Origin of the sequence: Thermoplasma volcanium GSS1 (assembly GCF_000011185.1) — an archaeon.
Taxonomy (GTDB): Archaea; Thermoplasmatota; Thermoplasmata; order Thermoplasmatales; family Thermoplasmataceae; genus Thermoplasma; species Thermoplasma volcanium.
This window is the reverse complement of record NC_002689.2, coordinates 570,518-582,510: the sequence shown is the minus strand read 5'-3', so window position 1 is coordinate 582,510 and position 11,993 is coordinate 570,518. Positions and strand designations below refer to the sequence as shown.

At 39.7% G+C, this 11,993-nt stretch carries 10 protein-coding genes, 1 tRNA gene and 1 pseudogene; 6 read left to right on the top strand and 6 right to left on the bottom strand.

Annotated features, from left to right (window positions below; genetic code table 11):
* Window positions 1-61: 61 nt before the first annotated feature.
* The 3 genes from TVG_RS03130 to TVG_RS03120 all read left to right on the top strand — a co-directional run bounded on the left by TVG_RS03130 (window position 62) and on the right by TVG_RS03120 (window position 2,995).
* Window positions 62-964: a (Fe-S)-binding protein gene (locus TVG_RS03130; protein ID WP_010916851.1), complete on the top strand. Its 903-nt coding sequence runs from the start codon at window positions 62-64 to the stop codon at window positions 962-964.
* Window positions 961-2,106 carry an LUD domain-containing protein gene (locus TVG_RS03125; protein WP_010916850.1) on the top strand — a complete coding sequence of 382 codons (1,146 nt, stop codon included), beginning with the start codon at window positions 961-963 and terminating at the stop codon, window positions 2,104-2,106. Before TVG_RS03130 ends, TVG_RS03125 begins: the two co-directional genes overlap by 4 nt.
* A 139-nt stretch (window positions 2,107-2,245) precedes the next feature.
* Window positions 2,246-2,995, top strand: coding sequence for a metallophosphoesterase (locus TVG_RS03120; RefSeq protein ID WP_010916849.1), 750 nt, complete (start codon window positions 2,246-2,248; stop codon window positions 2,993-2,995).
* Here the strand turns inward: TVG_RS03120 and TVG_RS03115 are convergent.
* The 5 genes and pseudogenes from TVG_RS03115 to TVG_RS03095 form a co-directional block, all read right to left on the bottom strand.
* Entirely contained in the window at window positions 2,898-4,025 is a 1,128-nt protein-coding gene (locus TVG_RS03115) for a glutamyl-tRNA reductase (RefSeq protein WP_277770632.1), read from the bottom strand. The genes TVG_RS03120 and TVG_RS03115 overlap by 98 nt on opposite strands.
* A gap of 113 nt (window positions 4,026-4,138) precedes the next feature.
* Entirely contained in the window at window positions 4,139-5,068 is a 930-nt protein-coding gene (locus tag TVG_RS03110) for a cysteine synthase family protein (RefSeq protein WP_010916847.1), read from the bottom strand.
* A 5-nt stretch (window positions 5,069-5,073) separates the two neighbouring features.
* On the bottom strand, window positions 5,074-6,321 hold the full coding sequence (prf1, locus tag TVG_RS03105) for a peptide chain release factor aRF-1 (protein WP_010916846.1): 1,248 nt from the start codon (window positions 6,319-6,321) through the stop codon (window positions 5,074-5,076).
* Between the two features lie 473 nt (window positions 6,322-6,794).
* A pseudogene (locus tag TVG_RS03100) lies at window positions 6,795-7,528 on the bottom strand (transposase); the annotation flags it as partial.
* A 789-nt stretch (window positions 7,529-8,317) separates the two neighbouring features.
* A tRNA-Pro gene (locus tag TVG_RS03095) sits at window positions 8,318-8,390 on the bottom strand.
* 191 nt (window positions 8,391-8,581) lie between these two features.
* On the opposite strand from TVG_RS03095, the gene pyrH reads away from it, so the two are divergent.
* The 3 genes from pyrH to TVG_RS03075 all read left to right on the top strand — a co-directional run bounded on the left by pyrH (window position 8,582) and on the right by TVG_RS03075 (window position 11,317).
* Complete coding sequence (pyrH, locus tag TVG_RS03085) at window positions 8,582-9,265, top strand: UMP kinase (protein WP_010916844.1); 684 nt, start codon at window positions 8,582-8,584, stop codon at window positions 9,263-9,265.
* A gap of 11 nt (window positions 9,266-9,276) precedes the next feature.
* Window positions 9,277-10,047, top strand: coding sequence for a nicotinamide mononucleotide deamidase-related protein (locus TVG_RS03080; protein WP_048054092.1), 771 nt, complete (start codon window positions 9,277-9,279; stop codon window positions 10,045-10,047).
* 64 nt (window positions 10,048-10,111) lie between these two features.
* Window positions 10,112-11,317, top strand: a complete 1,206-nt coding sequence (locus TVG_RS03075; protein WP_010916842.1) for a protein kinase domain-containing protein — start codon at window positions 10,112-10,114, stop codon at window positions 11,315-11,317.
* Here TVG_RS03075 and TVG_RS03070 read toward each other — a convergent pair.
* Window positions 11,295-11,993, bottom strand: a complete 699-nt coding sequence (locus tag TVG_RS03070) for a hypothetical protein (RefSeq protein ID WP_010916841.1) — start codon at window positions 11,991-11,993, stop codon at window positions 11,295-11,297. The two genes, TVG_RS03075 and TVG_RS03070, sit on opposite strands and share 23 nt — an antisense overlap.

Below are 11,993 nucleotides of genomic sequence, written 5' to 3'. Positions count from 1 at the left end.
CTGGACTAGGTCGTAAATTAATTTATTAGGTTCTAGTTCCTTTACATGTAAAGGTGAAATCTTGGACGAAGACTATGTAAAGAAGCAGGAAGCTACCATAAGAAATGTCCTTGTAAAGAACCTAATGGAAAGTTACGTCCCTTTTCCTCTCGACAAAAAGATCGCAACACAATGGGCTTACGCCATAAATGTTCCGAGAGGTGGTTCGACAATTATTTACACATCTTACATGTATCAAATGGCGAATGTATTCAAATCATACGAAAAGTATGTGCCTACATTTGGTTCCCTTGGGTCTTCAAAAATAATAGCTTCAATAGGAGCAAAACTTATAAAGCCGAAGGAAGAGGATATAAAAAGGTTCAATGCAATACTTCAGAATATATACAGAATAGTGAAGAGAAGTAATGAAAATATAGGGTATCTTTACGAAGAGGAGCCTTATAGCGGATCTTTACTCTATGAGCTTGGGTTCATGGACGAATTCAAAGAATACGGCAAAAAGGTATTTGAACTCTTTAAGCAGCATAAAGTATCAAACATAATAACAATAGATCCGCATACCACAAATACTCTAACAAACCTAAAAAAATACATCGGCTTTGATATTCCGTTTACTCCCTATTTAAACTTGATAAAGGAAGCGAAAGGTACCGGAAAATTCGTCCTTCATGATTCCTGCCTATATTCCCGTTTCCTCGGTATGTACGAAAGCATAAGAACGACGATAAGATCAGCCGGTGTCGAACTAGTAGAGGATCCCACGGTCACTGGAAAGGGCGCGGGTTTCTGCTGTGGTGGGCCAGTAGGGCCGCTTAACGATAAATTAAGCAATGAAATTGCAAAGGCAAGGGCTGAAACACTAACATCCGTGAATAAAGATGTACTCGTAGCGTGTCCTCTTTGCTATGCAAACTTATCCGAGTTCTGTAATGTTAAGGATATAGCGGAGGTGATTGCATGAATTGGTCTCAAATAATTTCCCTCGTTTCAGCCGGAAACTACATGGAAGTGGAGAAGATACTTCAGGATTATCCTTACATAGTCGACATGGCGGATCACCTAAGAGAGCAGAAGCTAAAGGTCATCGCAAATCTAGACACGTATGTAAAAAGAACTATGGATAGCGTAGAGAAACTTGGCGGACATGCCTATCTAGCAAAGGATAAAGACGAGGCAAGAAAAATAATCGGGGATCTCGTAGGAGAAAAGAAAACCGTTGTTTTTTCAAAGACAAACGTAGCATACGAAATAGGCCTTAGGGAATTCTTGCAAGAGAGAAATAACGAAGTATGGGAAACAGATCTAGGTGAATACCTAGTACAGATATCACGAGGATGGCCGACACACATTGTTGCACCTGCACTGGATATGACGAGAGAAGAAGCAGCAAAGGCCGTGAAAAAGATCGATCCTAGCATAAATGAGAATTCAAAAATAGAGGATATAGTAGCGGCGGTTAGGAAGTTCCTAATGTCGAAGTATGTTAAAGCTGACGTGGGGATAACTGGCGCAAATGCAGTTGCTGCTGACAGTGGATCCGTAGCTCTAGTCGAAAATGAAGGGAACATAAGGATTGATACTGTTATGCCACCGATGCATATCGCCGTTACTGGCATAGATAAAATAGTGCCCACAATGAGAGATGCGCTCGACGAAGTGATGGTACAGGCTGCATACGCGGGGATATTTCCGCCAACGTACATAAACGTGACTTCCGGCCCGAGCTCCACAGCCGACATTGAACTTAGGCGAGTATCTCCAGCTACTGGACCGAAGGACTTCCACCTTGTATTAATTGATAATGGAAGGCTTGAAGCGAGCAAGAATGAAGATCTGAAGGAAGCCCTGCTTTGTATAAAGTGCGGCAGGTGCTATTTTTCGTGCCCCATATATAGGACGCTTGGCAAGGAGTGGATATCCACAAAATCGCCGTACAATGGGCCTACAGGCGTTATGTGGAACTACATAACAAACAAGGATCCATGGCCTGCTTCATACTGTGTTCATTCTGGGGGTTGCAAAGAAGTTTGCCCAATGAAAATTAACATACCAGAGGTCATAAAATACATAAAGTTTATCGGATCTAAGCAGGTTGGAAAATAGAAGATCCATCCAAATGCTCTATATCATTATTTTTGAAGGATACATAATTATTAACGATTTTTTTACTCCAGGAAGACCGTAGTAATTGATATACCAGAAAGGCATCACTGTTTAATTTAGCATTTTATTGGAGGTATCAATGAGGGACATCGAGATACTTAGAGACGTTTTTCTAAGCGATCTCTACTGTGTTTACCTTCGTGACATTAGCGCAGTGGTAGTGTCAGATCTCCATCTGGGTTATGAGGAGGAGATGAACCTTCACGGACTGTTCCTGCCTAGGATGCAAAGAGATCACGTTACGCATATCATGGATAAAATTGTTGAGAGGTACGATCCTGAAAAAATAATAATAAACGGAGACTTTAAACAGGAGTTCTCAAAAAACCTCCCAAGTGAATGGGACGATATTATATATTTCATAAATAGATATGATGATAGAGATCTCATATTTGTGAGAGGAAACCATGACAATTACCTTGCCACAATACTATCTAAGAAGAACAAAGAACTTCTGGACTACTATGAAGACGATAGATATTTTATATACCACGGAGACAAAGATCTCTCAACAAAGAAAATAACCATTCTTGGACACGAGCATCCTTCGCTTGTACTGAGGGATAGAGTCGGCGGGATATACAAACTGCCAGCTTTTGCCTTCAATTTTAAGAAGAACGTAATAATAACACCGGCAATGAGCTTCTTTTCATCCGGAACAGACTTATCACAGTCATTGCTTAGCGAAGAACACTTCACGCCTTCACTAAAGGGCATGAAGGCCTCCAGCTTCAGGATTTTTGCAATAACTGACGAGTTCGGTCTCGTAGACTTTGGGTATCTCGAAGACCTTCGTAGCTCTGAAGGGCAGCAGACACGATATCGTTGAAATTGCTTGAGAATGATTCAAATAATCTGTTGAAATCTGAGTTGCCCTGAGATCTGGAAACCGCTTTGAGTGTCGTTACAGGTACGTTAAGTATTTTGTTTATTATTGAATGTGCAAGAGCTTCAAGATCATTTTCGTTTACCTCTGGATGCATTTTCCTGAATTTCTGTATCTCCATGGTTTGAACCACGGAGGCAAATCTATAGAATTGAGAGAATATGTCGTCTATCATTAGATCCTTTATCTTGTTCATCGTTGCTTTCATTTCGTTCTCTATAAGTATTTCAGCCTGGTTTATCTTCTCCTCCCGTAACATCTCGTTCTTTTTTGAAATCTCATAAATTTCGTCCAAGGTTATTACATTATTTCCGCGTTCAATGTTAGGCGGATTCCCAAGATCTATGAAGAGTTTTCCAGGCATCAATGATCGTTCTTCCACTATTGGTGTCTTCGAAGAAGTTGCTGTTATTATTACGTCATTATTCTTTATCAAAGAGTCTATATCGTTTATAAGTACGTACTCGTATTCATACTTTTCAGCAAAAGCTCTTACGTGATCTATATTCCTACCGGCAACTGTGACCTTGTACTGCGGGTATGAAAAATAGGGAGCAATTTCAGATGCTAGCATTCCGTTTCCTACGAGAAGTATCTTATTGCCACCATTCTTTCGGACAATATCATATACAATCGATGGGATAGATACTTTCCCCTTGCCTATGCCTGTTTTTGACCTTACAAGCTTGCCAACACTTATGGCACGCTGAAAAATTAGGGATAGAAACTTGTCACTCTTCCCCATAGAAGAAGACTTTTCATAGGCTTGCTTTACCTGTTTCAAGACTTCGTTTTCACCAATACTCATTGAATCTAATCCTGCAGCAACGTGAAATAGGTGATTTATTGCCATATCGTCAGAAATTATGTTATAACCTTTTTCCTGAACATCGAACGGGTCGCCCCTATAATAAAGCTCTACTCTGTTGCATGTCAAGAGTATAACGTATTTTTCTACTCCATGATCGTCCAATATACGTGACCAATAATCATATCCATTAATAATTGCCCTTTGAAATGATTCATTATTTCTTTTAAAGTCCCACGAAATCAAAGTAACTATATTCATTAACAACCAAATTATATTCAATAATTTAAAACGTTGTTTTTATCGTATGGCTTTAAAATATCCAAATACTTGCGGCCGCTATCTGGGAATACTGTGAATATCTTCTTAAATTTGCTCGAGAGCTGCTTAGACGCGTAAAGATTTGCACCCGAAGATATCCCTATAAGCTCCCCTGTATTTACGTAATGATCGAAAACTTCTGCAATGGCATCTGATTCCTTCACATATAGGAAATCATCGATGTAGCTGCCGTAAAGATCGATCAAGCCTTTGTTAGAAGTCTTCTTTATATCCCTTAGCCCAGGGATGTGGGAATATAGCGATGGCTGAACGCCTATCACCTTTACTGATGGGTCTCTTTCCTTAAAGTATCTTGCTATGCCTGTGATCGTACCACCCGTTCCTACTCCCGCAACTATTGCTTCAGGCATCCCTTCCTGATCTAGCAATTCAGGTGCTGTACTGTAGTAGTGTACATCGCTGTTGAGTGGGTTCGAATGCTGATTTATCCAATAAAAACTGCCTGAAGAGGCTAATGACCTTGCTTTTTCTATGCTCCCCTCAGTACCAAGATCGGGAGGCGTAAGAATGAGTTGAGAGCCATTTTCAACTATAATTTTCTTTGTTGCCTGACTTGCGTTTTCTGGCAAAACAATGCAGGACTGCAAGCCCAACATAGAGGATATTGTAGATATCGCAAGGCCAGTATTTCCTGATGAGGCTTCTACTATAGCCTTACCTTCAAGTACACCCTTGGACTTAAGATAATCCATTATGAAGAATGCCGGCCTATCTTTGATCGACCCGAACCTATTCTCCCATTCTATCTTAGCGTATATATTGCCATTCGCATCGATCTCTTCTACAGGCGTATTTCCTATATGCGCAGCCTTCATGTGGTCAAGAATCTTGGAAACCATATCTGGCCCTAATTCTGCGTGCATCATATTGATCACATTACATTTTGTACGTTATCCTTTCTGATGAATCTGAGTACAGCAGCTAGGCCACCGAAAGCCTGCTTCAAGAGTTTCCCCTCATCGCTCTGATCCGAGATAATCTCCACCTGGGCTCCAGATTCCTTTGCTAACTTATACAGATCTTCGATCATGTCATCTTCGCCGATAAGCTCAAGAGGCGTCCCATCTTTGTCGCAGACAGGCCATTCAGAGGGTTCCTCAGAAAACGTCTTTTCTTCTCCGCATGTAGGGCACTTGTAAGTATATTTGACTCTCCTTATGCCTTCTGAGATCAAAAGCAGATCAACCATCTTTTGCTCAAGTGCATCCCTTATAGCTTTTTCTCCGTATACTGCAAGCCCTCCGTCCGGTTTTTTGACTTCTCTTAGGAATCTATCCATGAGATCCTTTTCTCTGGATATTTTCATATCTTTTATGGATTCTGAGGCTTTTTCAACAAGTTCCCTTAGACCAGATTCATCAGTATATCCAACGTCGAATAAATCCTTGATCTTATCTTTAACCTCATTCCTCAGGTAGTCCTTCTCAAAGAAATACTCTTTTGTAGCTCCCGGGCCGCCAAGGAAAATAGCACGTATTTCTTTTATCCTTGGTATAAAAGCATTGTTTGCGATTTCACCTACCTTTTTGAAGAATTCGTTTGCAGCAATTTCAATAAGCCTCTCAAACCTTCGCGATGACTGACCACCTTGATGGTGCTTGCTCGGAACCTGAGACTGAACATTTTCAACCACTTCGATCCTCGTACCGTTAAGGAAACCTACCGTAGCCTCTTTTCGATCTATAACAATGAGCCCATAGATCTCCTTCTCATCCAACATTGCCTTTAACATCTCGGTATGGAACTCGGAATCGCATTTATACATAAACGTGGTTATTGGCTCTGGAGGCTCAATTATCTTCGTATACATCTCAGTCTGGTCTCCCCTTGTGGCTATATGGCCCACAAAAAAAACTAGGCCGTTTGGTGGAGGAAATCGGTAATACTTGAGCCTTGACATAATGGATTCTATCGCTGCCAATACGTTCTTTCTCGTTGATTTTGATTTTATGTTAGAGGATGTCGAATATTCATCACGCAGATACGCTACTACATCAGATATCTGCTTCTCCGGAGGTATATAAAGCGAAATAAGCTCAGTACCTCGCCCGTGAAGCTTTGAAAGCTCTTCCAAGGCCCTTTTAAATTCATATCTTCTTATCTGTTCATCATCTGCCATAAAATACACCTCTGCAGTATGTATATTAGTTTGCAAAACAAAAGTTGCAAAATTTTGCGACTTCGTCAGTTTGTATCCAAGGCCCAGTGCAGATTGGAATTGTTATATTCAAATATGCGTAATATCTCAACGACTGTGCCCCGGTGTACATGATATGACCTCTGCACCCATCATAGAATATCTACTGAAATACAGCAGATTAATTCCAAATTAGGTACCTTATTCCCTATTCTACTATTTAACATATACTTTTCTATGGTACTTTTATAGAGTGTTGTATGATTACTGACATACTATCATAGCTAAAGCTTCGGATGTCCTGGGATCACAGTCGTCCTAATCGTGGTCAACGTTTACACAATTGGACACTCGGATAATTTACTATCCCTAATCACTATGCTTCCATACCTAGAGTACTCTTTCGATGTTATTTCTAGTATCCGCATAGGTTACGAATAAGTATGTTGCACAATTCAATACGCATGGGTTATCTCTCATGATCTTGTAATACTGCACCTTCAGGGCAATCTCCTGAACAATGTATTCAGACCTAACAGCCTTGATCACCTCTCCCATGGTTCTCTTCAAGCCTAAAAAATAGATCACAACATTCCACCTTTTTCCGTACTGGACAGATTCCTTCCACTCCTCCTCATATGTCTTCTTTATCAGTCTCACAATACTTGCCCTTGCTTGAGAACATCCACTCCGTGAAGATGCATTCCTTCCGGGATGTATTACTTTCCTTGATCTAAAGTCATTGAATATTGCCTTTGAATCATAACGCCTCTCTCTGAATATCTTTGCTATACGATCCTTTATGGATTCAGGTATCTTCCTTCCGACCATTACGTCATGAACATGATCATCGGTGATGTTGAATAACATCACGGATGGATATAATCGCATGTAACTTATGCCATTCCTTTCTCTTTCTGTTCCATTTGTTTCCCAGATAGTCACCTCGGATTGTGATCTTGAAACCTGTGGAATCAATGGCACATTCCACAGGTTTTCAAGTGGTTCCAAGAAGTTGTGGAACCACCTTCCTGATCATCTTGAATATGCTGGTGTAGCATGCCGACCTCATTCCATTGATTCTGGAGAATATCCTGGCAATTCCTTCCAGGGATCTGAACGGTATTCCGTATACTTCCCTGAGTTTAGCATGAAATGTAATGAATGCATTTGTAGCAGTGAATGCATGTCACCTCTTTCTCTAATTTAGCCACACAATTTCAATCTTAATATTACTATAGCATAGGATTTAGTACACATCTACCAACGCAATAAACGCACTGATTCATAAATCAAGTCAATATTCATTGTTCCTTCTCGGTTTGATCTATCCTAATGTTTCTTTAGTTATTTTATTTTCTGTATAATAACCATCTTATTGCTGGTTATAGCGTATGATCAATTTTTATTTTTATTCTTCTTGTTGTATAATAAATGGACTATCTTTTGCAATAGAACAACTTTTATACTATCAATAACGCTCTTAATGTCGACTATAATCAGTGTTCACATAAACCCAATCAATTAAAATATATTCTAGGTTAAATAGCCTTGACTCATTTTATTATAAATTTTATTCTCTCCATTTATGAATAAATACATCATTTCAATATTTTCTCGAGAACGTATTATATATTTAAATGCCAATTTTTTATCCCATTTATCGTTTCTATACTTTCGTTTCATAATACAGCTTTGTGGCAGTACTTTAGACACATTTTTAAAAATAGCTAATTTTCGCCTCTTAATAAATTAATTTTTCTTAATTTGATGTTTTTTATCCTTCACTATTGTATGCTCATAAAACTAAAGTTAACTAGTATCATTTTTAAGTAAGTTGTCTTTACTCATCTATCACTTTGAGTGGGCACCTCTTATTTATTAGAATTTTTCCACGATAATTTAATTTAATGAAAATCAATAAGGCTTTCCATAAGCGATAACCCAATTTAATTTTTCCAATTTAATATGATTAGTATGGGGCCGTCCGGATTTGGACCGGAGTTTCCAGCTCCCGAAGCTGGAAGGATACCAGGCTACCCCACGGCCCCAGTAAACGCATAATAGTTGCATATAAGTATGTTTTTTATAAAGGGAGAAACACAGCAAAATCCATAAAGGTTTCGATATGCAAGCACACTCGTATGTTCCTCATTTTAAGCATAGCTGACCATATAGAATTACAATTGGCAAAATTAATGCTTGTAATGATAATAACCATAAAAAAGAGGGATGATAGGCAATGAATGAATCGATCGTAATATCGCTGGGTGGATCCGTCATATCTGGAGATCCTATAGATGCCGATTATTTGCAATCCTTCGCAAAAATACTTGCGTCATCAAAGTTCAAAAGGATAGGTATAGTAACAGGTGGAGGAAAAACCGCAAGATCCTATATTTCATTGTTAAGGTCTCTTGGCATAAACGAAAATATGCTGGATGAAATAGGAATATACGCCACAAGGATGAATGCCCTTTCGTTGGCAAGTCTGCTAAAGGGCGCAAATCCAATAATACCATCAACGGTTGAAGAGGCCGTAAACCTGATGTCAGAGTATAGATTCGTAGTCATGGGTGGAACTGAGCCAGGGCATACAACAGACACTGTTGCAGCTCTGCTATGTGAAAGAAGTGATACTGATACACTTATTAATATAACCTCTGTCGACGGAGTTTACGATCTAGATCCTAATAAGTACAAAGATGCAAGGCGTTTTGATACACTAGGCTACCGTGAAGCGATTACTCTTTCTACAGGAAGTTCTGTAGGTGCCGGCCCAAACGTGTTCATGGATATTACGGCGCTAAGCATAGCTATGAGGTCAAAGATAAAGGTTATAGTTGCATCTAGAGACCTTAACAACCTTAAAAATATTTTAGAGGGGAAACCCTCGGTATTTACGTCTATAGAGGAAAAAGCGTAGGCGATGAGATGATGAAAGACGCAGTAGTGATAACAGTTGGGAATGAAGTCCTTAAAGGCAGGACAGTTAATACAAATGCCTCGTTTATTGGGAACTTTCTGACATATCAAGGATATAGAGTTAAGCTCGGCTTGACTGTTATGGATGATCTCGAAGATATCTCCTGGGCTTTTAAGACTGCCATGGATCGAGGCGATGTAATCGTCTCATCTGGCGGCCTTGGGCCTACCTTCGACGATATGACTGTGGAGGGCTTTGCAAAGGCCATAGGATCTGATAACAAGTTAAACCAAGACGCACTTGCTATGATAGAGGAAAAGTACAAAAATATCGAGATTACCCCTGAAAGGAAGAAGATGGCAATGATGCCTGAAGTATGCAAGCCTATCAGGAACCCTGTAGGTACAGCCCCAGGCCTATTGTGCAGTGTAGGTGGGAAGAAAGTTGTAATACTTCCCGGTGTGCCAATGGAAATGCAAGCGCTCCTGGAATCAATGCGGGATTCACTCGCTATTGAAAACTCATGTTATTTCGATGAATCCATAAATATCACTGGAATCATGGAGAGTACATTCGCACCTTACGTTGAGAGGGTTATGAGGGAAGTGGACGGAGTTTACGTGAAAAGCCACCCCAAAAATATTGAAGTTGTAAATCCATCGTTGGAGATAGAGGTATCAGCCTATGATGTATCTCAAGAAGCGGCTAGAAAGAAAGTAAAGGATGCAATAGCCAGGATCAGGGCATATGCTGAAACGATTCTAGACAGCAAGGACAAATGACAATGGAAGGTAACGTATAAGGCCCGATTAGCCTTAAATATACACTGCGTATATTTTCTATGCATTGACTACACTAAAGAAAACAGTTGCTGTTGCTGGTACCGTAGCGGGTGGAGTTTTACTAGTATCTTTGTTACAACCTTTCTTTCTGGGCCATATAACCCAGATAGATTCGTATTTTCTATTTTCTGGTGTTGATATTAAATATTTGCACTTTGATCTTTTAGTTGCTTCGATAGTAGTTGTTATTTGGGTGATAGATCTCTTTGTTTCTATAATCGACAGAAAAGAATTGATCACACCTAAACCTATAGAAAGTACGGAAGAGGTATCGCATAAGCATGCAGAATCTACGTTCACTGAAGTGAAGAAATGGCCTAATCAGTTCGAGTATTCCCAGGCTTTTCAGAATCCCGGTTACTCTTTTGCGCGGGAACTTTCCGGTGGAACTGTCATAAAAAATCCAAATGTAAAGATGACCGGAAACATGATATATTCATCAGGAAATTACGGACTGATTTTCAAGATCGAAAAAGAATCGAAGTACTATGCCATAAAGTGTTTTACTAAAGGATCTGACCTTCACAAGAGGTATTATGAAATTGGCAAACACATAAAAAGCAGAAATTTGAGCTGTATTGTGAACTTCGAGTATTTGGAAGCGGGGGTAAGAACTATGAAAGACCCTTCCATATATTATCCTGTTCTCAAGATGGATTGGATAGAAGGTGATTCTCTTTACACTTACATAAAAAGGAACTTGGATGACGGCAAAGAAATAAGGAGGATAGCAAACGAATTCGCAAAGAGTGTGATTCTTTTAAAGAAAAACCACATCGCTCATGGAGACCTTTCAAGCGACAACATAATGATATCAAATGGAAAGGTAATATTCGTTGATTACGACGGTATGTATGTGCCATCGCTCAAGGATCTGCCCTCCAACGAAAACGGGCATGAGAATTTTCAGCATCCTTCAAGGAGATCCAGCGATTACGGCGAGGACATGGACAATTTTTCTGCCCTAGTAATATATACATCTCTCTACGTTCTATCACTTCGGCCTGAAGCATGGAAATTCAATGGTGACGATCCTGATGCTTTGCTCTTTAGGAAGGATGATTTCCTTCACTACGAAAGATCTGAAGTCTTTGATTACATCAAAAAAATGGGAGGAAAATCTGCTAAGTTAGCCTCCTTGCTCATTAAATCGCTGCAAGATGGAAACGTTAACGCTGTAGAACCAACTAAATTTTATTCTGCGAAATAATTGTAAACGTAATATCATCGTTCTTAATCTTCTTCTTCTCTATCAGATCATCAATAAACTCTTTTTCATGGCCTTTGCTGTTAAGGAGCGTCAGCCACGGATCGTTTTCTGCATTCTTTAGTATCCAGTAGGATAGAGAATCTGTTGCCATTACAAGTACAACGCCATCAGTCTGGCCTTCAAGGAAATTCACCCATTTGATTTGCCTCCTTGCCCTCAAAACTGGATTGCCTGTCCAAACCAGCTTTGGGCTATTTCCAAAATCACTTAACTTGGTAATAGGGAAGCTTCTATAGCCTCCTGAAGAAAATACAAATAGGCATGTATCACCAACCGCAACTGCACTAAACTTTTCATCAGATACGACAAGACCAAGAAAGGTAGAGAGGGCCCCCATCATTATTTTATTTTTTACGAACCACTTCATTTCCTTCCATGGCAGTTTGCTTTGCCATTTGCTAGCTGCCTTTTCTACTAAAGTGTCTATTTTAAGTATGTAGTCTCCCGAAACAAATTCATCAACAAGTGCTTTGGCCCATATGTTTGAGAATACAGATTCTGAAGAGCCGTCTGCCATCGCAAACCTGCCAGTGTTAAGGTCATATGCGAAGGCGTCTTCATATTCGTTTTCAGTGTTTCCTATCTTTGGCTGATGATAGGAATAAAGATACAGCAT

Bases quoted from the DNA above. Each gene is read 5' to 3' on its own strand.
- TVG_RS03125 (WP_010916850.1), top strand. From the start codon at position 961: ATGAATTGGTCTCAAATAATTTCCCTCGTTTCAGCCGGAAACTACATG.
- TVG_RS03120 (WP_010916849.1), top strand. From the start codon at position 2,246: ATGAGGGACATCGAGATACTTAGAGACGTTTTTCTAAGCGATCTCTAC.
- TVG_RS03110 (WP_010916847.1), bottom strand. From the start codon at position 5,068: ATGATGCACGCAGAATTAGGGCCAGATATGGTTTCCAAGATTCTTGAC.
- prf1 (WP_010916846.1), bottom strand. From the start codon at position 6,321: ATGGCAGATGATGAACAGATAAGAAGATATGAATTTAAAAGGGCCTTG.
- pyrH (WP_010916844.1), top strand. From the start codon at position 8,582: ATGAATGAATCGATCGTAATATCGCTGGGTGGATCCGTCATATCTGGA.
- TVG_RS03080 (WP_048054092.1), top strand. From the start codon at position 9,277: ATGAAAGACGCAGTAGTGATAACAGTTGGGAATGAAGTCCTTAAAGGC.
- TVG_RS03070 (WP_010916841.1), bottom strand. From the start codon at position 11,993: ATGCTGTATCTTTATTCCTATCATCAGCCAAAGATAGGAAACACTGAA.